Raw genomic sequence first — 21,162 nt, forward strand, 5'->3', positions numbered from 1 at the left:
GTCGCTCCGGCGCCGTCACCGGTACCGCCAGTGCCCGCAGCTCGTCCATATGTTGAGGCAGCAGTTCGTACTGCTCACCCGTATAGGGATTGGTCTGGGGGCCAAGGTAGTCGCAAAGCAGCTCGTGCGGGCGCACCGCCGGATTGATCAGCGCCGCGCGGCAGCCGTACTGCTCGCTCACCCTGGTCGCCATAAAGCCGCCGAGGGAGCTACCCACGGCGCCGAGCTTGTAGTCACTACCATAACGACGCTGCAGATCAGCAATGGTCTGCTCGATAGCCGCCCAGGCCGTCGCTGGCGTATTGGGCTGGGCCGGAATGATCACCTCGATGTCGGGCCGGTTGGCGGCCACCCAGGCAGCCATCTGCTGCGCCTTGGCGGAGCCCGGTGAGGAGTTGAAACCGTGCAGATAAAGGAGAACCGACTTCATGCAATGCTCTCCTCAATAACCGGTGGCGTTGGGGTCGGGCACAAACTGTCCCACCGGCAGGCGCCACACCTCGCTGGCCACCCGCCCATCCGGATAGAGGGTGAGATAGCGCCAGCCCGGGCCGGATTCATCCAGCGCAAAGCCATCAGAGAGAGGTTTGAACTGGATGCAGGTCGATGGGCTGGCAATCAGCCGCACCCCGCGGTGCACCTCGTCAAACTCCTGATGGACGTGGCCAAACAGGATGGTCTTCTGCTGCGGATGACGGGCCAGTACGGCGAACAGGTCATCGGCATTCTTGAGATTGTGTTGATCCAGCCAGGCACAGCCCACCGGCACTGCCTGATGGTGCAGGGTGATAAGAGCGTGGCGATCAGGATATTGACGCAGAGCACGGTCGAGGGCGGCCAGCTGGTGATCGCCAATCATGCCGTGGGGTTTGCCGCGCACCTGGGTGTCGAGCAGGATCACCTGCCAGTGGTCGCCCACCAGCTGTTTGGATTCACTGATCCCGGCGGCATGGAGATATTCGGTCATCAGCGGGCTGTCATCGTGATTACCCGGCAGCCAGTAGATGGGGCGGCCCAGGGGCGCCATCATGGAGGCGAAACGCTGATAGGATTCCGGGCTGTGATCCTGCGACAGATCGCCGGTCGCCAGAATCACCTCGTAGGGGTGTTCATTGGCCTGCACCTGTTCCAGCACGGCGGCCAGACTCTCTGCGGTGCGCACAGCCAACAGCCGCCCTTCGGCACTCGCGAAGAGGTGGGTGTCGGTAATTTGCAATAGGCGCACACTGCCGTCCTGCGCCTGGGGGAGCTCTGTTTCCAAAATCACGCTTCTTTTTATTTGTTCAACTGGAGATATTGATCGGGCTGGTACCATGTCTGAGACAAAATTTTAGCCATTCGGCCAGAAACAGATTTACCTGCTCCTTTTCGTCCCGCTGGTGCATCTTTTTATTGGGATAATCATAACGTGGTTGCAAACGGGAAATCTGTTGCGCTGCACACACTTCCGCCATCCGCACATCATGATACAAACGAATCTCTATCTGAGCTTGTAAATATTCGGGCAATTCGGGGTTGTGCTGGCTCAGGATCACCTGATTGGTGAAGCGACTCTCGCCAATGATGGTGAGCTGGAACTGCAGATCGTTGCCGACCCGATAGCGGCGCTCGGCGCCGACTTCCCCATCTGGCGGCAGCAGTTTCATCAACGCCATGTAATTGACCTCGCAGGTACGCTGCAAGGACATCAGATCAGGCACATAGCGCCTGCTCTGTTGCAGGGTCAGCGCCACCTCAGCGATCCGCCAGCCAGCGGGCGCGCAGCTCGCCATGGTTGAGGGCCAACCACTGCAGGGCAATGACCGAGGCCGCATTGTCGATACGTCCCTCTTTGAGCCAGGCGTAGGCCTGTTCGCGGCTCACCACGTGCACCCGGATATCCTCGCCCTCATCCGCCAGCCCGTGCAGTCCCTCGGCCTTGCTGGCATCCACCTCGCCCACAAAGACCTCGATCCGCTCGGTGCTGCCGCCCGGGCTCACCAGATAGCTGATGGCATGCTCGCAGCGGGCCACCTCGATACCGGCCTCTTCCACCGCTTCGCGACGCACCACCGCCTCGGCGGTCTCACCTTCGTCGATGATGCCGGCTACCAGCTCCAGCAGCCAGGGGGTCGGGCTGGTCTCCATGGCGCCGATACGGAACTGCTCCACCAGCACGATCTGGTCGCGCACTGGATCATAGGGCAGCAGTGCGGCAGCATGGCCCCGCTCGAACAGCTCGCGCACGATGGGCTGATTCCAGCCGCCAGCAAATAACCGATGCTGCAAACGATAGACATTCACCTTGAAGAAGCCGTTATATCCAGCTGATTTTTCAATGATTTTCACATCATCGGCGGCGTAATGCCGATCTTGCGGCAAGGGTTGCTGCGACATCCGGGGCTCCCGTCAGCTTGACTTGTATCAGTTTGACCATAAAATCCGAGGAACATGAATGAACGTTCATTCACTCGGCGTGCCATGGTAATGAGGGGTGGATTTTAGCAGCCACAGACCATTTGGCTAGGCGCGCGGGGAGAAAACTGCGTCCGGTTCTTGACGTTCCCGTCACCGGACCTGAGACTCTTAGCATTAAATTTTGCTTATAGTAGAGTGATTAAGCTGCAATCAAGCTTGGTCGGTGACAATATTTGCCTCTCCAGCAACCAGTTTGGGTTACTACATAAGGTTAAAACGATCTATGAAAAGAACACTTTTGTCAGTCATGGTGTTGCTGGGCGTCAGTGCCGGTGCCCATGCCGAAAACCTGCTCGACATCTACCAGCAAGCCCAGATCAAAGACCCGCAGTTGCTGCAGTCCAAAGCCGTTCGCGACCAGGCCTTCGAGAAGATCAACGAATCCCGTGCCCCTCTGCTGCCCCAGATCGATCTGGGTGCCGGGCTCAATTATCTGCAAAACAAGAACGATACCCAGAGCAATACCAACGCCAAGGGTGAGGTGACGCTGTCGCAATCCCTCTATCGTCGCAGTAACTGGGTCAATCTGGATATCAGCGAGAAGCAGGCCACCCAGTCAGATGTTGCCTACAACCTCGAAATCCAGAACCTGATGGTGCGCACCGCCAAAGCCTACTTTGATGTGCTCAAGGCGATGGATACCCTGGAGTTCGTCCGTGCCAACAAGGTTGCGGTAGAGCGTCAGCTGGAGCAAACCCAGCAGCGTTTCGAAGTGGGCCTGACCGCCATCACCGACGTTCATGAAGCCGAAGCCTCCCGCGACCAGGCGCTGGCTGACGAGATCAATGCAGAAAACTCTCTGGACAACAGCTACGAGACCCTGCGCGAGCTGACCGGTATCGATCACCGAAATCTGGACGTGCTGAACACAGATCGTTTCAGCCCGCAGAAGACCGCCTTCGGCTCCGACAAGTGGCTGGAGCTAGCGCTGGACAAGAACCTGCAACTGCACAGTGCCCGCATCAGCAAGGACATTGCCAAGGAGCAGATCGATCTGGCCAAAACCGGCCATGAGCCGACGCTGGATCTGGGTGCCGGACTGCAAACCAGCAATACCGATTACAAGCTGGATAGCATGCCGGGCGGCAATGACAATCAGGCCAATATCGGTCTGACCTTCAAGCTGCCCATCTACAGCGGTGGCGCCACCAGCTCCAAGGTGAAGCAGGCTCAGTACAACTACGTGGCGGCCAGCGAACTGCTTGAGAAGAACTTCCGCTCGGTGCAGAGCACAGTGCGCTCCTCCTACAACAACGTGAACGCCAGCATCGGCTCGGTTCGCGCCTACAGCCAGTCTGTGGTCTCCGCCGACAGCGCCCTGAAGGCAACCGAAGCCGGTTACGAAGTGGGTACCCGTACCATCGTCGACGTGCTGGACTCCACTCGCAAGCTGTACGAGGCCAAGCAGAAGCTCTCCGAAGCCCGTTACAACTACATTCTCAATATCCTGAGCCTGAAACAGGCTGCCGGTATTCTGGAAGCGCAGGATCTGGTGGAAGTGAACCAGGGCCTGATGCCTGCCACGGCAAAAGCCAAGGGCTGATAGCCGCTATCGGGAATGAAAAAGGCGACCGCAAGGTCGCCTTTTTGTTATCCGTATTTCTGTCGGCTTGCAGCCGCCGATAGCGAGCCCCGCCAGATTGCGGGGCCAGCAGCGCGTTAGCCGCGCTCGCGGATCGTCTTGATGATGTCGGTGGTGGAGCAGCCATCCTCGAAGTTGAGAACGCGCACCTCGCCGCCATTGGCGGTCACTTCGGCGTAACCGGCGATATCTTCCGGCTTGTAGTCACCCCCCTTGACCAGCAGATCTGGCAGGATCTCGGCGATCAGGCGCTGCGGGGTATCCTCAGAGAAGGGCACTACCCAGTCCACCGCGCCCAGCGCAGCCAGTACGGCCATGCGGCGCTCGGTCGGGTTGACCGGACGACCCGGCCCTTTCAGACGGCGAACCGACTCGTCGGTGTTGACCGCCACGATCAAGCGATCCCCCAGCTTGCCCGCGTTGGCCAGATAGGAGACGTGGCCGGCGTGCAGGATGTCGAAGCAACCGTTGGTCATCACCACCTTCTCGCCACGCAGACGGGCGGCACGAACCGCCACTTTCAGCTGGGCTTCGGACATGACGCCGAAGCCTGTCTCCTGCTCGGTGTAGAGGGCATTGGCCAGCTCGACCGGACTGACGGTGGAGGTACCCAGCTTGCCGACCACGATACCGGCTGCGGTATTGGCCAGCGCACAAGCTTCGTCCAGGCTCTTGCCAGCGGCCAGCGAGGTGGCCAGGGTGGAGATGACGGTATCACCGGCACCGGTCACATCGTAAACCTCGTGGGCCTGAGCTGGCAGATGCAGCTCCGGCTGGCCTTCGCGGATCAGGGTCATGCCGTTCTCGGAACGGGTGACCAGCAGGGCATCCAGCTCGAAACGCTTGACCAGATCCAACCCCTTGGCAACCAGCTCCTCTTCGCTCTTCACCTTGCCTACCACAGCCTCGAACTCGGACATGTTGGGGGTCAGCAGAGTGGCACCGCGATACTTCTCGAAGTCGGTCCCCTTGGGGTCGACCAGCACCGGAATACCGGCGGCTCGGGCGCGCTGGATCATGCCGGGCACGTCGTTGAGAGCACCCTTGCCGTAGTCGGAGAGGATCATCACGTCGCTATTCGACAGCGCCTGCTCGACCTTGTTCATCAGCAGGGTGGCATCGACGGAGTGGAAGGGCTCTTCAAAGTCCAGACGCAGCAGCTGCTGGTTGCGGGACAGCACCCGCAGCTTGGTGATAGTCGGGAAGTCGGCCAGACGAACGAAGTCACAGGCCACCTTGACGCCAGCCATCTGGCCAGCCAAAGCATCGGCAGCCTCGTCCTGACCGGTCAGGCCAAGCAGCACGGCATGAGCGCCAAGGGCGGCGGAGTTGAGGGCCACGTTGGCTGCGCCACCGGGACGCTCCTCAATGTGTTCAACCTTGACCACGGGCACCGGCGCCTCGGGGGAGATCCGACCGGTAGGGCCATGCCAGTAACGATCCAACATGACATCGCCAACGACCAGAACGCGGGCTTTTTCAAAATCGGGCAGGGTGATCTTCATCTGTATCGACTCTCAAAACCTGAAAAATCAGCGGGCGATTTTATCACACTCTTTTATCCGGTGTAGAAAAAGCCGACCGCAGTTGCCGCCGCTGTCACGCTAACCGGACGCAGGCTACCCCTCTGACCAGCACACAGCCATTCGCCCCCGCCCCCCCTTTTCGGCTAGAATCCCCCGATTGTGTTTGCGAACAAGAGATTAGCCATGGCCCATGACAACGCTCCCCGCCTGGAGCCCCGCCTGTTTCATCCCCGTTACTGGGCCAGCTGGTTCGGCCTCGGCCTGCTCTGGCTGCTGACCCTGCTGCCGTGGCGTAGCCAGATGTGGCTGGGCCGTCAGCTCGGTCGTCTCGCCGCCAGGATATTGAAGTCCCGGGTCAAGATTGCCCGTCGCAATCTGGAGCTGGCGATGCCCGAGCTGACCCGGGATGAGCGGGAGAAACTGCTTAAGGCAAACTTCGAGAGCGTGGGCTGCGCCGTGTTCGAGGTGGGGATCGCCTGGTTCTGGCCAGACTGGCGGATGCGCAACCTGATGAAGGTGGAAGGGGAAGAGCACGTCATAGCCGCCATGGAAAAAGGTCAGGGCATGCTGCTGCTCTCCTGCCACTTCCTGACGCTGGAACTCAACGCCCGCTGTTTCGGGCTGGTGCGCCCCGGCGTGGGGGTCTATCGCCCCAATACCAATCCGGTGCTGGAGTATGCCCAGTACCACGGGCGCTGTGCCTCCAACAAATATCTGGTAGACCGGATGGATGTGAAGGGGATGATCAAGGCGCTGCGCAACGGCGACGCCCTCTGGTATGCACCGGATCACGACTACGGCAGCCACGCCAGCGTGTTCGTGCCCTACTTCGCGGTAGAGCAGGCGGCCACCATCACCGGCACCGCCACCTTGGCGCGGGTGAAGAGCACCGTCACCCTGCCCTGCTACAACATCCGCACCAGCGAGGGTTACACCCTGCATATCGGCGCGCCCCTTGCCGACTACCCCAGCGGGGATGACATGGTTGATGCCGCCCGCGCCAACCGCGAGATTGAAGCCGCCGTGCGCAAGGCGCCGGAGCAGTACATGTGGCTCCATCGCCGCTTCAAGACCCGCCCCTCCCCCGAGGATGCCGGTTTCTACTAAACCGCAGCCTCGACAGGGGCCAGATCGCAAAAACTGACAAACCGCCTGCTGGCGGTTTGTTTTTATCTGCTATCAACCCTGCGCGGCAAACAAGCGCCCCGAACACTGCCGCTCGATAGCATCCTGCATGTTGGCGCCCATTCCCATCAATCAGCCGCAAAAGAACCCTCATCACCAACCGTAAAAACTGAAAGCGGGTTACAAATTTATTGATTCATTGATAATCAATGGAGTGTTGCGATAGATCCATCGTCAATACCCGCTGATGAGTAATTGAGTGATTTGTCCCATTCGAATACAAAAACTGAATTTGTGATGATAATCACCTTTGCACGAAGGAGCGGCAAAGCTGAACTGGTGATCTAAATCACAAAAAATGGTCATTCAAAACAGAAAAGATCGAAATGTAGTCGAATTACAGCTCTCGAACGTGATCAGGATCACTGGTTTGGGAGGGGGTATCGCTGGGTATCTGAGAGCTGGATCACAAGACACCCCGTTTTCAGCCTAATTTGATATCAAGCTGGTAGATTGAAGTTGCTTAGACGACCGGGATGGAGGTTCGGCAAAACCAGCCATCCCGACTACCACTTTTAATCAAACAGGCTTAAAACGGGGTCCCGACATGTTATCACCGGATACCAAAGTCAAGATACAGAATTTTGGACGCTTCCTGTCCAATATGGTCATGCCCAACATAGGCGCCTTTATCGCCTGGGGCTTTATCACCGCCCTCTTCATTCCCACCGGCTGGCTGCCCAATGAAACCTTGGCCAAGCTGGTCGGCCCCATGATCACCTACCTGCTGCCGCTGCTGATTGGCTACACCGGCGGCAAACTGATGGGCGGTGAGCGCGGCGGCGTGGTCGGTGCCATCACCACCATGGGTGTCATCGTGGGAACTGATATCCCCATGTTCATGGGAGCCATGATGGTCGGCCCGCTCGGTGGCTGGGCCATCAAGCGCTTCGACAAGGCGATGGACGGTCGCGTCAAGAGCGGCTTCGAGATGCTGGTCAACAACTTCTCCGCCGGCCTTATCGGCATGCTGCTGGCCATCCTCGCCTTCTTCGTCATTGGCCCCTTCGTCAAGGTGCTCTCCGACCTGCTGGCCGGTGGCGTCGGCTTCCTGGTGGATAACCACATGCTGCCGCTCACCTCCATCTTCGTCGAGCCGGCCAAGATCCTGTTCCTCAACAACGCCATCAACCACGGCATCTTCTCGCCGCTGGGGATCCAGCAGGCCACCGAGCACGGCAGCTCTATCTTCTTCCTGATTGAAGCGAACCCGGGCCCGGGCATGGGCGTGCTGCTGGCTTACATGGTGTTCGGTCGTGGTGCGGCCAAGCAGTCCGCGGCTGGCGCCTCAATCATTCACTTCTTCGGCGGCATCCACGAGATCTACTTCCCGTATGTGCTGATGAACCCGCGCCTCATTCTGGCGGTGATCGCCGGTGGCATGACCGGGGTCTTTACCCTGACCCTGTTCAACGCCGGTCTGGTCTCACCCGCGTCGCCGGGCTCCATCTTCGCAGTGTTGTTGATGACGCCGAAAGCCTCCCTGATCGGGGTCGCCCTCTCCATCATCAGCGCCACTCTGGTCTCCTTCCTGGTCGCCGCCGTATTCGTTCGCGCCCAGCAGCCGGAAGCCGACGAGGCCGATGCCCTCGGTGAAGCCACTCGCAAGATGAAAGCAATGAAGGGCGGCAAGCCCGAAACCGCAGCGGCCAAGAAGCCGGGCGGCGAACTGATGGCAGTGCGCAATATCGTGGTTGCCTGCGATGCGGGGATGGGTTCCAGCGCCATGGGCGCCGGCATGCTGCGCAAGCGGGTACAGGCCGCCGGACTCGATATCAGCGTCACCAACCGCGCCATCGATCAGCTCGACGATCAGGTGGACTGGGTCATTACCCACAAGGATCTGACCGAGCGGGCCCGTCGCCATGCGCCGAACGCTCACCATATTTCCCTGACCAACTTCCTCGACAACGGCCTCTATCAGGAACTGGTACAGAACCTGACCCTGGCCGCCAACGATGATGTCGCCAACCAGCAACTGCTGGTGGCCGCCAACGACGACAGCTACGAGCCGCAGGCAGCCGAAGTCTTTACCCTGAGCCGTCATGACGTGCATCTTGGACTGAAAGCGGACAGCAAGGAGGCCGCCATCCTGACCGCAGGCCGACTGCTGGCAGAGCGCGGCTACGTGGCGCCCGACTACGTCAACGCCATGCTGGAGCGCGAACAGCTGGTCTCCACCTACCTCGGCGAATCCATCGCCGTGCCGCACGGCACCATAGCCGCCAAGGAGTTTGTGAAGCGTACCGGCATCGTCATCTGCCAGTACCCGGCCGGGGTCGCCTTTGGCGAGGCTGCCGATGAGGTAGCGCGGCTGGTGATCGGCATCGCTGCCCGCAACGACGAACACATGCAGGTGATAACCCGCCTGACCAATGCACTGGATGAACCCGGTCTCATCGACCGGCTGGCCAGCACCACGGATCCACAGGCCTTCCTGGATCTGCTGGGTGCCGAACAGGCTGCGTAATCATCTTTCATCGTCTTTGGTTCAAGAGGTTAATATCATGAAAACATTGCATTTTGGTGCTGGTAACATCGGTCGCGGCTTTATCGGCAAAGTGCTGGCGGATGCCAGCCATCAGGTCACCTTCGCCGACGTAAACGACACCCTGATCGACCAGCTCAACCACCGTCAGGAGTACAAGGTCCATGTGGTGGGGGCAGATCAGAAGCTGGACGTGGTACGCAACGTGGCGGCGGTGAGCTCCGCCGGTCACGAGGTGATCGCCCGCATCATCACCGCCGATCTGGTCACCACCGCAGTCGGCCCCAACATTCTGGACAAGATTGCCAGCACCCTGGCCAAGGGGCTGCAGGCCCGCTTCGATGCCGGCAACCTGACACCGCTCAACGTCATCGCCTGCGAAAACATGGTGCGCGGCACCAGCCACCTCAAGCAGGAGGTACTCAAGTACCTGCCGGTCGCGTATCATGCCACGCTCGAATCCTGCATCGGCTTCGTCGACTCGGCGGTGGATCGCATCGTGCCGCCCGCCGCGGCAGCCAACGATGACCCGCTGGAAGTGACGGTCGAGAGCTTCAGCGAGTGGATCGTCGACCAGACCCAGTTCAAGGGGGAGTTACCACAGGTGGCGGGCATGGAACCCACCGACAACCTGATGGCCTTCGTCGAGCGCAAGCTGTTCACCCTCAACACCGGCCACATCGTCACCGCATACCTCGGCAAGCTGCGGGGCTATCGCACAGTGCGCGAGGCGATCGAGGATCCGGTGATCCGCAGCAAGGTGCGCCGCGCCATGGAGGAGAGCGGTGCCGTGCTGGTAAAACGCTACGGCTTCGACCCGCGCCTGCACGCCGCCTATATCGAGAAGATCCTGGCCCGCTTCGCCAACCCCTATCTGGTGGATGAGATTGACCGGGTCGGTCGTCAGCCACTGCGCAAGCTGGCGGCGGGGGATCGACTGGTGAAGCCGCTGCTGGGCACCCTGGAGTACGGCCTGCCCAACGAGCAGTTGCAGGAAGGGATCGCCGCGGCGCTCCACTATCGCAATGCCGATGATCCGCAGGCGGTGGAGTTGCAAGCCCTGCTGGCGGAGCTGGGCCCGGCCAAAGCGTTGGCCCGCGTCACCGGACTGGATGAAGAGAGCGAGGTGGTTCGCGCCATCGTCGCCCGTTACGAAACCCTGTAATAACCCTGCTTGCGGCGCATTCAGCCACCACTGATAGCGCGCCAAGCGCTTGAATGGCAAGGGAATGTGCCCCATATGATAGAAACCGGGAGAGAGGCCCACTCTCTCCCTGTCAGCTGGATCCAATGCACCTATGACCACACACCAGGAAGATGAAGTACTGGAACGACTGAACGAGCAGGATGGCCCCCGCGGCTTCTTTCTCGAAGCCGTGACCATCCTGGAAGAGGCGGTCGACTCCCTGATGCGACGCGCGTTCCGTCAGGAGGAGTATGCCGTCAAATACGCCATCGAACCCCTGCTCAACCAGAGCGGCCCCCTCGGCCAGCTGGAGGTGCGCCTCAAGCTCATCTTCGCCCTCGGCCTCATCTCACTCGAGCGCTATCAGGATATCGAAGCCTATATCAAGATCCGCGACTTTCTGGTGCGCGACCCCAAGGATTACCGCTTCAGCGACAAGCCGATCCGCGATCTGCTCGACCGCCTGCACGGGGTCAATCAGGGTGGCATGATGAAGCTGGAGCCCCCCGCCAGCGAAGAGGATTGGGCCTTCTACCAGATGCAGCTCAACCGGCTCGATCAGATGGTGCGCTCCGCACTGGTACTGGCGCTGGCCGACTGTGTCGGCGAGCTCCACAAGGAGAGCCCCATCTAATCCGGCCCCGAGGCCACACCATCACCACGGTTGGCGTCTGGCTGGCGCCCTTCACACCACCGCCAGCCACCATGACGCCGACTGTCGCACATCTCCCCATCCCGGCCATGACGCCCGCACCTTCGGGTGTCAATCTGACCAACTTAGCCACTACACTAGCTCCATACTCACTGCCTGAATCGAGGTCTGCATGATTGCCCTCTCTCTGGCCGGGATCGCCCTGGTCTCCGTGCTGGCCCAATGGCTTGCCTGGTCGCTGCGGGTGCCCGCCATCCTATTTCTGCTGCTCACCGGCCTGACTCTGGGCCCGGTCAGCGGCCTGCTCGACCCCGATGCCCTGCTCGGGGAGCTGCTGTTTCCGCTGGTCTCCCTGTCGGTGGCCATCATCCTGTTCGAGGGGGCGCTGACCCTCCATCTCGCCGAGCTCAAGGGGATCGGCAAGGTGGTGCGCAATCTCTGCTCCACCGGCATGCTGGTCAGTTTCGCCGTCATCGGCAGCGCCGGTTACTTCCTGCTGGGGCTGGACTGGCGGGTTGCCACCATGCTCGGCGCTGTGCTGGTGGTAACGGGCCCGACGGTGATCGCCCCCATGCTCAACGTGATCCGCCCCACCCGGGAGGTGGACCGTATCCTGCGCTGGGAGGGGATCGTCATCGACCCTATCGGCGCCCTGTTTGCGGTGCTGGTGTTCGAGGCGGTGCGCCTCGGCAGTCAGGGGGATCTCATCAGCCATACCCTGCTGGCGCTGGGCAAGACAGTGCTGGTCGGTTCCCTGATCGGGGTGGCGGCAGGCTGGCTCACCTCCCTGCTCATTCGCAAGGACTGGCTACCGGTCAGCCTGCACAAGTTCGGCGTGCTGGCGCTGGTGCTGGTCACCTTCAGTCTCTCCAACTGGCTCAGCCACGAGTCCGGCCTGCTGGCGGTGACCGTGTTCGGCATCTGGCTCGCCAATCAGGAGGGGCTGGACCTGGAGGAGGTGCTGGCGTTCAAGGAAGATCTCGCGGTCATCCTTATCTCCAGCCTGTTTATCCTGCTGGCGGCCCGCCTCGATCTGGCCCAGCTCTGGCAACTCGGCCCCATGGTGCTGGCACTGCTCTGCGTGGTGCAATTCGTGGCGCGCCCGCTCTGTATTCTGGTCTCGACCTGGGGCTCGGATCTCTCCTGGCGAGCTCGCGCCCTGCTAAGCTGGATCGCCCCGCGCGGCATAGTCGCGGCGGCAGTCAGTGCCTCGTTCGCCATCAGCCTGCATCAGGCCGAGATCCCTGATGCCGACAAGCTGGTGCCGCTGGTATTTGCGGTGATCATCTCCACCGTGGTGTTGCAGAGCCTCACCTCGGCACCGCTGGCCAGCCTGCTCAAGATGCGCCAGAGCGCCCCCAATACCTGGCTCATCATAGGGGCCAACTCGGTGGCGCGAGCCATCGGCAAGGCGCTGGCGGATCAGGGTGTGCCGGTGCAGCTCTGCGATCCCGCCTGGGAGTTCTGCAAACAGGCGCGGATGAGCAACCTGCCCTGCTACTTCGGCAACCCCCAGTCGGAACATGCCGAGCTGCACCTGCCGCTTACCAGCATCAGTACCGTGCTGGCACTCTCCCCCAATCGCCACAACAACGCCCTCGGGGTGCTGCACTTTGCCCACCTCTACGGCGAGGAGCAGGTCTACTCCCTGCGCTCCAGCGAGCAGCACGGCAAGGCCAACCGGGAGAGTGCCACCTTTCGCGCTCGCCAGAACCTGTTCGGCCCCGACATCAACTATGCCCGGCTGAGCGGCCTGCTGAGCCGGGGTGGCCAGATCAAAGCGACCCGCCTGAGCGAGGCGTTCGACTGGGCCCAGTATCAGGCCGCCAATCCCGGCGCCATCCCGCTCTTCATCATGGATGGCAAGGGCAAGCCCCAGATCGTTACCGTCCCCGTCACTCCGCAGGCGGGTGAGCTGCTGATCGCCCTGCAGCCACCCAGAGAGCAGGGCGCCGAATGAGCGAAGCCAACCACAATCCGCTGATCGCCCCGCTGCTGGTGCTATTGCAACAGGCGGCGGGCAGCTACAAGGTGCATGAACTGATGGCTGCTCTGCGTCAGCAGGGGGCAATTCCGGTACTGGCCGACGATGAGCAGCTGCAGCTGTTTCGGGTCAACTTCCTGATCATGAACGCCCTCTACCAGTTGCAGGCCGAGCTCTGGCAAGAGGGATGGTGGCTGGTGATCAGCACCCTGGATATCCGGCTCGAACCGCTGGCCGAGAACCTACAAACCAACCACGGCTTTGCCCTTGGCGAAAATCTGCGTAGCTACTATCTCGACTGGCAGGTGTTCTGGCAGACCGACCGTGCCGAAGTTGAAGCCCTGCTCAACCGCTTCTGGCGCGCTTATGACGGTGAGGGGCACAAAGCCGAGGCGCTGGCCCTGTTCGAGTTGAATGAAGGAACGAGTCAGGAGGCGATCCGCCGCCGCTGGCGGGAGCTGGCACTGCTGCACCATCCGGATCGGGGCGGCAATGCCGAGACTTTTGTCCGCATCCGCTGGGCATGGGAGGTCCTGCGGGGATGATCCCGTTGCCGCACCACTGTTGCCGCACATAAAGGGCAGGCATAGACTGGAGTTGGATATTCCCCACAGGAGAGCATCATGACAGTCAGTGAACTTCGTAAGCTCTATCAGCAACAGATCCTGCAAGAGGCTGAAATACTCCACGACGTGGCTATTCCCGGCTGGCTCATCGAATTCAGAGGCAAGGATGGCGCCCTCTACGAGCTGACCGACACCCTCGGCTGCCCGGTCAGCTTCGGCACCGTCGAGCAGGCCCGCGAACATCTGCATCAGGTGGCCGACTGCCCGGTTCAGGTGGAGCACCTCTACCGCTTCTTCGAACGCTAGCGCCACCCACCGCACAGTAAAAAGGCTCCCGAGGAGCCTTTTTGTTATTCCGGTTGCTTTCTATTCCGGTTGTAGCGGTTCCGCCACCTTGCCCTCCAGCTTTCTGACCGGCTTTTGCAGGATCAGGTTAGCCGGATAGGTGACCAGATCGCCGTTGTCATCACGCACCCGCACATAAAAGAGACCAATCTCGGTGATGACGCCAGTGACCGAATCATCCTTGTCGAGGATACGGATCCGGTCGCCAATCTTGTAGGGAAAGGCGAAGAAGATGGTGATGCTGGCGGTGATGTTGGAGAGGATCGACCACTGGGCCACCATGGCGACCCCCAATACCGCAAAGAAGGAGGACGCGAGCACCACCAGTCGGGAGAAGTCGAGCCCCCATACCCCGGCCAGCACCAGCAAGGTGGCGCAACCGAGCAGGAAGTGGAACACATGGGCCACGTAGAGCACCCGGTTCTCGCTCACCTGCCTGCTCTGACCGAGCGCCAGCAGGCTCTTGTGAATCAGCCGCCGGATCAGGGTATGCCCTAGCAACAGCAGCAGGGTCAGGCCAATTGATTGCCACATGGGTTATGCCTCCTTACCACCAGCGCCGATGCTTGAGCCAGATAGCCAGCCCGCTGGCCAGCGCCACCAGCGAACCACAGAAGACCCAGAAGGCGGTCGGATTCTCGGCCCCGGGGATACCGCCGAGGTTGATGCCAAACAGGCCGGTCAGGAAACTGGCGGGCAAAAAGAGCAGCGCCATCACCGACATCTGGTAGGCGCGGCGGTTGGTCGCCTCCGCCATCAGATTGTTGATCTCGTCTGCCAGCACAGCGGTGCGCGCCACCCCGGCATCGAGGTCATCGAGCCAGCGCCGCAGCCGATCGGCGATATCGAGCAGACGACGGCGGTCATCCTCATCCAGCCAGCTGATCTTCTCGTTGGCCAGCCGTGCCACCAGATCCCGCTGGGGGGAAAGGTAGCGGCGGATCATGATGAGCTGCTTGCGGATCAGCGCCAAGCGGCCATTGGCGGGCATGTCGCGCATCAGCACCATCTCCTCCAGATCGAGGATCTTGTCATGCAACTCTTCAACAAACTCCCCCGCCCGGTCGGTCAGGGCATCGCAGATCTCCACCAGCCAGTCGGCCGGGGTATCGGCGCCGCCCCCCAGCTTGAGCTGGTTGAAGACATCCTGTTCGGAGAGCAGCGGACGACGACGGCTGCTGATGATGAGATCCGGGGTAATGAAGATGCGCAGCGCCACCATCTCTTCGGGCCTGTGATCCTTGTTGTGGTTGATGCCGCGCAGGATCAGCAGCACCGTCTCCCCCATCCGCACCAGCTTGGGACGATTGCTCTGGCCGAGCAGCGACTCCCTGGCTGCCTCGCTGAGCAAGGGGGTCTGCAACAGCCAGCGCGCCGAATCGGGATTGCCGTAATCCAGATGCAGCCAGCCGGGATGTGCCGCCGGGACTTCGCTTCCCGCCGTCAGCGGCGCCATGCCACCCTTGCCATCCAGGGTCAGGGCATAAATCACTTCACCGGGCACCCGATCCATCTCGTCTCCTTCTCGTTTCATGTGCAGGCCCCAGCTTACACCAAAGGCGGGGCCGACTCAGCCCCGCGCCGGGAAGGGGAGGCCTGTGTTAACATGGCCGCTCTCGTTTTTTATCCGCTTTCACTACAGGAAACCATGCCATGCCCATCTGGGTTGATGCCGATGCCTGCCCCATTCCGGTCAAGGAGATCCTCTACCGCGCCGCCCACCGCGCCCAGGTCGTCACCACCCTGGTGGCCAATCAGGGATTGCGGGTGCCCCCCTCGCCTTTCATCAAAACCCAGCAAGTGGAGAAGGGATTCGATGTGGCAGATCATGTCATCGCCCAGCAGGTTCAACCCGGCGATCTGGTGATCACCGGCGACATCCCCCTCGCCTCCTGGGTGATTGATGCCGGTGGCGAGGCGCTCAATTCCCGTGGCGAGATCTACACCCGCGAGACCATCAAGGCGCGGCTCGGCATGCGCAACTTTATGGAAGAGTTGCGTTCAGCCGGCGTGCAGACCGGCGGCCCGGCCCCCTTCAATGCCGCCGACAAACAGCGTTTTGCCAACGCCCTCGACAAGTGGCTGGTCAAAGGCAAGCTGTAAAGAGACCCTAAAGGCGCCCTGCTTGGGCGCTTTTTCGCCGTAACATCCTGATTTTTAAAATAAGAGCTGACCACAACCGTCAGGCTGGTAAGATGCGCCGCCATCTTGTCCACGCCGTAATCATCATGACCGCCCAAGGGCACCTGCTCTTCTCCGTTACCTGCACCCTGATCGCCCATAAACTGCAGCTCACTCCGGCACTGGCCGATGCCAGCCTGTGGCAGACCATCCCTGCCGCGCTGGCCAGCGCCCTGTTACCCGACCTCGACCACCCCAAATCGGTGCTGGGGCAGCGCCTGCCGTGGATCTCGAAACCTCTGTCGCGGCTGTTCGGCCATCGCGGCTTCACCCACAGTCTGCTGGCGGTCGCCGCCGCTATCTGGGGGCTGAACCAGAGCCTGCCGCCGGACACCCTGCCCATGGGGGTCAAGGATGCCCTGATCGTCGGCTACCTCAGCCATCTGCTGGGGGACTGGCTCACCCCGGCGGGCATTCCGCTCTTATGGCCCATCAAACGCCGTTACCGCCTGCCGGGCTGGCCGCTGCGCAGCGGCGGTGCCATCGAAACCGGCTTTTGTACTCTCAGCCTGCTGGTCGCCGGCTGGTGGTGCGGCTGGCGGCTGTGAGTCAGAAACAAAAAAGCCCCTGACGAGGTCAGGGGCTCAAACCGTGGCGGGTGCCGCCAGAGAATCAGATCATGATGCCTGCGATAACAGCAGAGAGCAGGCTGACCAGAGTTGAACCGTAGACCAGCTTCAGGCCGAAGCGGGAAACCATGTTGCCCTTCTCTTCGTTCAGCGCTTTTACCGCACCGGCGATGATGCCGATGGAGCTGAAGTTGGCGAAAGAGACCATAAAGATGGAGAGGATGCCGACGGTGCGCGGAGAGAGCTCGGCAGCCACCTTGCCCAGATCCATCATCGCCACGAACTCGTTGGTCACCAGCTTGGTCGCCATGATGGAGCCCGCTTGCAGCGCTTCACCACTCGGGATACCCAGGATCCAGGCGATCGGGTAGAAGAGGTAGCCCATGACGAACTGGAAGTTCACGCCAAATGCCATCTCGAACAGGTAGTTGATCAGGGCAATCAGGGCGATAAAGCCCACCAGCATGGCACCCACGATAACGGCAACGGTGAAACCGGCCATGATGTACTCGCCCAGCATCTCGAAGAAGTTCTCTTTCTTCGGGGTGTGGTGCTCGTCACCTTCGGCAATGGCCTTGATGTCGGTCACGGAGTTATCCGGCTCGTAGGGGTTGATCAGCGAGAGCACCACGAAGGTACTGAACATGTTGAGCACCAGCGCGGCGACCACGTAGCGCGGCTCGATCAGCTGCATGTAGGCACCGACGATGGACATGGAGACGGTAGACATGGCCGTCGCAGCCAGGGTGTACATCTGCTTCTCGTTCAGGTGCGGCAGGATGTTCTTGAGGGCGATGAAGTTCTCGGACTGGCCGACGATCATCGAGCTGATGGCGTTGAAAGACTCCAGCTTGCCCATGCCGTTGATCTTGGCCAGCACGGTACCGATACCGCGGATCACCAGCGGCAGCAGACGGATGTACTGCAGAATACCGATCAGCACGGAGATGAAGACGATAGGCATCAGCACCATCAGGAAGAAGGAGAAGGCCCCTTCGTTGACCAGACCACCGAACACAAAATCGGTACCCTGTTTGGCAAACTCCATCAACTTGGTGAAGCCGGCGGCGAAGCCACCCACCACCGCCAGACCCACTTCGGAGTTCAGCATGAACCAGGCCAGCGCCAGTTCGACCACCAGCAGTTGGCCGATATAACGCAGCTTGATTTGTTTCCAGTTGTGGCGGTTAGCCAGCAGAGAGAGAGCGAGGACCATCACCAGTCCGAGCACAAAGTGAACGTATTCCATACCTGTAGCACCTGAGTAAATTGTAATTTTTGACCGGCGCCATCATAGACATTTGCACATTTAAAAATCAGATAGCCATCACAATCCCGCGCAATATTATGGAGGCGGAATAATACAAACGTTTTTAAATTAATTGTGCAATGAACTGATATTAATCGCGCAACATGAAAATATAAATTCTTTTAAAAACATCATATTGAGTAAGATTGGCGCCGTTTTTATGTTCTTTGAAAATATTTCATCAGCATTTTCGCAACATTCCCTGTGGCGCAGTAACTGCTCGCAGAATATTTTCCAATCATTATATTAAAATACCGAAAATAGAAAACGTTTATCCATGATAAATAATTAGATGAGTGTTTGAAAAATAGTCCTTATCGCATTGTCGATGCTCGTCCGCGATCGGTTTGGCAACAAATGAACCTTTCATGGCCCCTCGTGGCCAGCCGTTCAAAAATCCGCCACATCCGGTGCCACATTCTGGTATGATGCGCGGCCTTAGCGCTCGCGCATCCCCGTTTTCTCCGAAATAGAGTCCTTTTGTGAACAACAGCGAATTTAGCAGCCTCAATCTCTCCCCCGCCCTGCAAGAGAACCTCACCAGCCTGGGTTACCTGCAGATGACCCCGATCCAGGCCCAGAGTCTGCCCCTGGTGCTCGATGGCAAAGACCTGATCGCCAAGGCAAAAACCGGCAGCGGCAAGACCGCCGCCTTCGGCCTCGGCCTGCTGGCCAAGCTCAACGTCAACCGCCTCGAAGTGCAGGCGCTGGTGCTCTGCCCGACCCGCGAACTGGCGGATCAGGTGGCTCAGGAGATCCGTCGTCTGGCGCGCGCCCTGCCCAACGTCAAGCTGGTCACCCTGTGCGGCGGCACCCCGACCGCACCGCAGTCCGCCACCCTGAGCTTTGGTGCCCACATCGCCGTCGGCACCCCGGGTCGTATTCTCAAGCATCTGGAGCAAGGCACGCTGGAGCTCTCCGGCCTCAAGACGCTGGTGCTGGATGAAGCGGATCGCATGCTGGACATGGGCTTTGGCGAAGATATCAACCGGGTCATCAGCTATGCCCCCCAGCAGCGCCAGACCCTGCTCTTCTCCGCGACCTATCCGGAAGGGATCGCCCAGATGAGCCGCGGCGTGCAGCGCAATCCGGTCGAGGTGAGCGTGGAGTCCCTGCACGAGGGGAGCGCCATCGAACAGAAGCTTTACGAAGTGCCTGCCGGCCAGCGCCTCGACGCCCTCACCTGGCTGCTGAGTCACTACCAGCCAAGCTCCTGCGTGGTGTTCTGCAACACCAAGCGCGCCTGTAACGACGTGGCCGACCATCTGGCTGCCAAGGGCTTCTCGGCGCTGGCGCTGAACGGCGATCTGGAACAGCGCGAGCGGGATCAGGTGCTGGTGCGCTTTGCCAACGGCAGCGCCACCATTCTGGTGGCCACCGACGTGGCGGCCCGCGGTCTCGACATCAAGGAGCTGGGCGCCGTCATCAACTACGAGCTGACCTATGATCCGGAAGTGCACGTGCACCGCATCGGTCGTACCGGTCGTGCCGGCCAGCAGGGTCTGGCCCTGAGCCTCTATCAGCCAAACGAGGCCCAGCGCGTCAACTTTATCGAAGAGTACCAGCAGGCCCCGATGCCGCTGGGTGATCTCGACTGCATCGGCCGCGATATCAAGCCGATCGCCCCGCAGATGGTGACCCTCTCCATCGATGCAGGCCGCAAGACCAAGGTGCGGGCCGGTGACATTCTGGGCGCCCTGACCGGTGAAGGCGGCATTGCCGGCGCCGACGTGGGCAAGATCCAGATCTCCGAGCAGTACTCCTACGTCGCCGTGAAGCGCAGCGTGGCGAGCGCCGCCCTCAAGCGGTTGCAGGAAGGCAAGATCAAGGGTCGCAGCTACCGCGCCCGCAAACTGGGCTAAGGTTTTTTGCAAGCCGTTAGCCAGACCACAGGCGCCTGACAGGCGCCTGTTTCATATCTCCGATGCCGCCATGCGGCAAGACAGGCACCATGACCCAAGCAATCCAAACCGATGTGAGCTGCCAGAACTGCGAAGCCTGCTGCTGCCGCCTCGAAGTGATGCTCTTTACCGATACCGGCGTGCCGGACCGTTATGTACTGGAACGGGAAGGCGAGATACCGGTCATGCGCCGGCTGGACGATGGCTGGTGCGCCGCCCTCGACCGCAACACCATGATGTGCCGTATCTACGAGGTACGGCCGCTGATCTGCCGCGAATTCGAAATGGGTGAGCCCGACTGCGTTGACGAACGGGACAAGTGGTTTATCAAGCTTGATTGACCAGGATCCTCAAATGCACTCACCACGATGATGTGCCCCATCCATGTACGAGGTGCGACCACTGATCTGTCGTGCATTCGAAATGGGTGAACCCGACTGTGTTGACGAGCGGGACAAGTGGTTTATCAAGCTGGAGTGAAACCCGTCCAAACGGTGAGCGAGGTGGTCAAGCGTTCGCAGGTTCACAGGGAGCGGTGTTGAGCTGCTCCCCCAGCCACTGGATGGCCGCTGCCTCCTGCTCGAAGTAACGTACCGCCCGAAAGGGCAATCCCGTGAAGATATTATCCGCCAGATAGCGCTTGAAGCCCCCCACGAAGACCACCGCCAGAAACTGACAGCCACTCTCGGCACACCAGCCAAACTGGCGACGAAAACGGGCCAGCACCTCGGGCCCGGCCGCTTCAAACTCGGTCGCGACCTCGACAATCCCCCAGGGGCCATCCATCAATCCGGCCAGTTCGTGACGAAAGCGCGCCTCATAGGCCATGGCACCTGCCAGATTGAAGGGGCCACTCGGGCGGCAGATCAGCATCTGGCCCCTGCGCTCCATGTCAAATTGCCCATGTGGCTGCATGACTGCTCCCATTCCGTTACCACCACCATCGCCTGCAAATTGTTACCACAAGGTAATAATTTATAAGGAAAAGTCCAGCAGCAAACAGGCTTTCCCCAAAGCGTAGTCATCCTATCCAGCAAACCGTCGGCACCTCATGTTACCGACATCCCGCACTGAATCGATCTCAAGATGTGCGATTGCAGTTAACGAAACGTTACTGCTATTATCCGCGCCGCCACAAACATTCCACCTGCCGAAAGGTTTGCCCCCCCCCAACAAGGATGTGCAATGAAAAACAGGGACTCGAGTCATTACCAACGGATCTGGCGCTGGC

Annotated in this window: 21 protein-coding genes and 1 pseudogene; 13 read left to right on the top strand and 9 right to left on the bottom strand. The window is 60.3% G+C overall.

Features of this window, described 5'->3' with window-relative positions:
- From AB5Y92_RS07500 to nudF, 4 genes are all read right to left on the bottom strand, one after another.
- Nucleotides 1-430: YqiA/YcfP family alpha/beta fold hydrolase (locus AB5Y92_RS07500; RefSeq protein ID WP_368226262.1), on the bottom strand; the 430-nt coding region annotated here is incomplete at its 3' end.
- A gap of 12 nt (nt 431-442) precedes the next feature.
- Nucleotides 443-1,261: a 3',5'-cyclic-AMP phosphodiesterase gene (gene cpdA, locus AB5Y92_RS07505; RefSeq protein ID WP_041202814.1), complete on the bottom strand. Its 819-nt coding sequence runs from the start codon at nt 1,259-1,261 to the stop codon at nt 443-445.
- Nucleotides 1,262-1,283: 22 nt separating this feature from the next.
- Nucleotides 1,284-1,733 (bottom strand): DUF1249 domain-containing protein, encoded by a 450-nt coding sequence (locus AB5Y92_RS07510; RefSeq protein WP_005335899.1) that lies wholly within the window; start codon nt 1,731-1,733, stop codon nt 1,284-1,286.
- Between the two features lies 1 nt (nt 1,734).
- Nucleotides 1,735-2,376 carry an ADP-ribose diphosphatase gene (gene nudF / locus AB5Y92_RS07515; RefSeq protein ID WP_005335901.1) on the bottom strand — a complete coding sequence of 214 codons (642 nt, stop codon included), beginning with the start codon at nt 2,374-2,376 and terminating at the stop codon, nt 1,735-1,737.
- Between the two features lie 304 nt (nt 2,377-2,680).
- On the opposite strand from nudF, the gene tolC reads away from it, so the two are divergent.
- Entirely contained in the window at nt 2,681-4,000 is a 1,320-nt protein-coding gene (gene tolC, locus AB5Y92_RS07520; RefSeq protein ID WP_021231688.1) for an outer membrane channel protein TolC, read from the top strand.
- A gap of 116 nt (nt 4,001-4,116) precedes the next feature.
- Here tolC and hldE read toward each other — a convergent pair whose 3' ends face one another.
- On the bottom strand, nt 4,117-5,544 hold the full coding sequence (hldE, locus tag AB5Y92_RS07525) for a bifunctional D-glycero-beta-D-manno-heptose-7-phosphate kinase/D-glycero-beta-D-manno-heptose 1-phosphate adenylyltransferase HldE (protein WP_204480927.1): 1,428 nt from the start codon (nt 5,542-5,544) through the stop codon (nt 4,117-4,119).
- 204 nt (nt 5,545-5,748) lie between these two features.
- Between hldE and lpxL the strand changes: the two genes are divergently transcribed.
- The 7 genes from lpxL to AB5Y92_RS07560 all read left to right on the top strand — a co-directional run bounded on the left by lpxL (nt 5,749) and on the right by AB5Y92_RS07560 (nt 13,932).
- On the top strand, nt 5,749-6,672 hold the full coding sequence (gene lpxL / locus AB5Y92_RS07530) for an LpxL/LpxP family Kdo(2)-lipid IV(A) lauroyl/palmitoleoyl acyltransferase (RefSeq protein ID WP_368226265.1): 924 nt from the start codon (nt 5,749-5,751) through the stop codon (nt 6,670-6,672).
- Between the two features lie 625 nt (nt 6,673-7,297).
- Nucleotides 7,298-9,220 (top strand): PTS mannitol transporter subunit IICBA, encoded by a 1,923-nt coding sequence (locus AB5Y92_RS07535; protein WP_201988016.1) that lies wholly within the window; start codon nt 7,298-7,300, stop codon nt 9,218-9,220.
- Between the two features lie 37 nt (nt 9,221-9,257).
- Nucleotides 9,258-10,403: a mannitol-1-phosphate 5-dehydrogenase gene (locus tag AB5Y92_RS07540; protein ID WP_201988015.1), complete on the top strand. Its 1,146-nt coding sequence runs from the start codon at nt 9,258-9,260 to the stop codon at nt 10,401-10,403.
- Nucleotides 10,404-10,536: 133 nt separating this feature from the next.
- Complete coding sequence (locus AB5Y92_RS07545) at nt 10,537-11,058, top strand: MltR family transcriptional regulator (RefSeq protein ID WP_005335907.1); 522 nt, start codon at nt 10,537-10,539, stop codon at nt 11,056-11,058.
- A 190-nt stretch (nt 11,059-11,248) separates the two neighbouring features.
- A complete protein-coding gene (locus AB5Y92_RS07550) occupies nt 11,249-13,036 on the top strand; it encodes a cation:proton antiporter (RefSeq protein ID WP_368226267.1) in 1,788 nt (595 codons plus the stop codon).
- Nucleotides 13,033-13,605 (top strand): DNA-J related domain-containing protein, encoded by a 573-nt coding sequence (locus AB5Y92_RS07555; RefSeq protein ID WP_164537775.1) that lies wholly within the window; start codon nt 13,033-13,035, stop codon nt 13,603-13,605. The genes AB5Y92_RS07550 and AB5Y92_RS07555 overlap by 4 nt, the downstream gene beginning before the upstream one ends.
- A 78-nt stretch (nt 13,606-13,683) precedes the next feature.
- Nucleotides 13,684-13,932, top strand: coding sequence for a hypothetical protein (locus tag AB5Y92_RS07560; RefSeq protein WP_005363113.1), 249 nt, complete (start codon nt 13,684-13,686; stop codon nt 13,930-13,932).
- A 60-nt stretch (nt 13,933-13,992) separates the two neighbouring features.
- On the opposite strand, the gene AB5Y92_RS07565 is transcribed toward AB5Y92_RS07560, so the two are convergent.
- Nucleotides 13,993-14,505, bottom strand: coding sequence for a mechanosensitive ion channel domain-containing protein (locus tag AB5Y92_RS07565; protein WP_005354921.1), 513 nt, complete (start codon nt 14,503-14,505; stop codon nt 13,993-13,995).
- Nucleotides 14,506-14,518: 13 nt separating this feature from the next.
- Nucleotides 14,519-15,484 carry a zinc transporter ZntB gene (zntB, locus tag AB5Y92_RS07570; protein ID WP_005341467.1) on the bottom strand — a complete coding sequence of 322 codons (966 nt, stop codon included), beginning with the start codon at nt 15,482-15,484 and terminating at the stop codon, nt 14,519-14,521.
- 140 nt (nt 15,485-15,624) lie between these two features.
- On the opposite strand from zntB, the gene AB5Y92_RS07575 reads away from it, so the two are divergent.
- Both AB5Y92_RS07575 and AB5Y92_RS07580 read left to right on the top strand, forming a co-directional pair.
- Complete coding sequence (locus tag AB5Y92_RS07575; protein WP_368226270.1) at nt 15,625-16,074, top strand: YaiI/YqxD family protein; 450 nt, start codon at nt 15,625-15,627, stop codon at nt 16,072-16,074.
- Between the two features lie 125 nt (nt 16,075-16,199).
- Nucleotides 16,200-16,700, top strand: a complete 501-nt coding sequence (locus AB5Y92_RS07580) for a metal-dependent hydrolase (RefSeq protein WP_201988029.1) — start codon at nt 16,200-16,202, stop codon at nt 16,698-16,700.
- 64 nt (nt 16,701-16,764) lie between these two features.
- On the opposite strand, the gene AB5Y92_RS07585 is transcribed toward AB5Y92_RS07580, so the two are convergent.
- Entirely contained in the window at nt 16,765-17,970 is a 1,206-nt protein-coding gene (locus tag AB5Y92_RS07585; RefSeq protein ID WP_005363118.1) for a NupC/NupG family nucleoside CNT transporter, read from the bottom strand.
- Nucleotides 17,971-18,512: 542 nt separating this feature from the next.
- Between AB5Y92_RS07585 and dbpA the strand changes: the two genes are divergently transcribed.
- The 3 genes and pseudogenes from dbpA to AB5Y92_RS07600 form a co-directional block, all read left to right on the top strand.
- Nucleotides 18,513-19,892, top strand: coding sequence for an ATP-dependent RNA helicase DbpA (dbpA, locus tag AB5Y92_RS07590; RefSeq protein ID WP_201987969.1), 1,380 nt, complete (start codon nt 18,513-18,515; stop codon nt 19,890-19,892).
- Nucleotides 19,893-19,981: 89 nt separating this feature from the next.
- Entirely contained in the window at nt 19,982-20,272 is a 291-nt protein-coding gene (locus AB5Y92_RS07595; RefSeq protein ID WP_005363120.1) for a YkgJ family cysteine cluster protein, read from the top strand.
- 24 nt (nt 20,273-20,296) lie between these two features.
- Nucleotides 20,297-20,411, top strand: a pseudogene (locus tag AB5Y92_RS07600) (YkgJ family cysteine cluster protein); the annotation flags it as partial.
- Between the two features lie 27 nt (nt 20,412-20,438).
- Here AB5Y92_RS07600 and AB5Y92_RS07605 read toward each other — a convergent pair.
- The gene (locus tag AB5Y92_RS07605; RefSeq protein WP_150997218.1) at nt 20,439-20,846 is read right to left on the bottom strand and encodes a hypothetical protein; all 408 of its coding nucleotides are present in this window, start codon (nt 20,844-20,846) and stop codon (nt 20,439-20,441) included.
- Between the last annotated feature and the right edge of the window lie 316 nt (nt 20,847-21,162).

Source organism: Aeromonas sp. R1-1, from assembly GCF_040908495.1.
Classification (GTDB): Bacteria; Pseudomonadota; Gammaproteobacteria; order Enterobacterales; family Aeromonadaceae; genus Aeromonas; species Aeromonas veronii.

What these genes read in the sequence shown, in the direction of transcription:
- AB5Y92_RS07565 (WP_005354921.1), bottom strand. Translation starts at nt 14,505, where the DNA reads ATGTGGCAATCAATTGGCCTGACCCTGCTGCTGTTGCTAGGGCATACC.
- AB5Y92_RS07575 (WP_368226270.1), top strand. Translation starts at nt 15,625, where the DNA reads ATGCCCATCTGGGTTGATGCCGATGCCTGCCCCATTCCGGTCAAGGAG.
- nudF (WP_005335901.1), bottom strand. Translation starts at nt 2,376, where the DNA reads ATGTCGCAGCAACCCTTGCCGCAAGATCGGCATTACGCCGCCGATGAT.
- AB5Y92_RS07550 (WP_368226267.1), top strand. Translation starts at nt 11,249, where the DNA reads ATGATTGCCCTCTCTCTGGCCGGGATCGCCCTGGTCTCCGTGCTGGCC.
- AB5Y92_RS07560 (WP_005363113.1), top strand. Translation starts at nt 13,684, where the DNA reads ATGACAGTCAGTGAACTTCGTAAGCTCTATCAGCAACAGATCCTGCAA.
- AB5Y92_RS07595 (WP_005363120.1), top strand. Translation starts at nt 19,982, where the DNA reads ATGACCCAAGCAATCCAAACCGATGTGAGCTGCCAGAACTGCGAAGCC.
- AB5Y92_RS07585 (WP_005363118.1), bottom strand. Translation starts at nt 17,970, where the DNA reads ATGGAATACGTTCACTTTGTGCTCGGACTGGTGATGGTCCTCGCTCTC.
- AB5Y92_RS07605 (WP_150997218.1), bottom strand. Translation starts at nt 20,846, where the DNA reads ATGCAGCCACATGGGCAATTTGACATGGAGCGCAGGGGCCAGATGCTG.
- AB5Y92_RS07555 (WP_164537775.1), top strand. Translation starts at nt 13,033, where the DNA reads ATGAGCGAAGCCAACCACAATCCGCTGATCGCCCCGCTGCTGGTGCTA.
- hldE (WP_204480927.1), bottom strand. Translation starts at nt 5,544, where the DNA reads ATGAAGATCACCCTGCCCGATTTTGAAAAAGCCCGCGTTCTGGTCGTT.
- zntB (WP_005341467.1), bottom strand. Translation starts at nt 15,484, where the DNA reads ATGGATCGGGTGCCCGGTGAAGTGATTTATGCCCTGACCCTGGATGGC.
- AB5Y92_RS07540 (WP_201988015.1), top strand. Translation starts at nt 9,258, where the DNA reads ATGAAAACATTGCATTTTGGTGCTGGTAACATCGGTCGCGGCTTTATC.
- lpxL (WP_368226265.1), top strand. Translation starts at nt 5,749, where the DNA reads ATGGCCCATGACAACGCTCCCCGCCTGGAGCCCCGCCTGTTTCATCCC.
- AB5Y92_RS07535 (WP_201988016.1), top strand. Translation starts at nt 7,298, where the DNA reads ATGTTATCACCGGATACCAAAGTCAAGATACAGAATTTTGGACGCTTC.
- AB5Y92_RS07580 (WP_201988029.1), top strand. Translation starts at nt 16,200, where the DNA reads ATGACCGCCCAAGGGCACCTGCTCTTCTCCGTTACCTGCACCCTGATC.
- AB5Y92_RS07545 (WP_005335907.1), top strand. Translation starts at nt 10,537, where the DNA reads ATGACCACACACCAGGAAGATGAAGTACTGGAACGACTGAACGAGCAG.
- tolC (WP_021231688.1), top strand. Translation starts at nt 2,681, where the DNA reads ATGAAAAGAACACTTTTGTCAGTCATGGTGTTGCTGGGCGTCAGTGCC.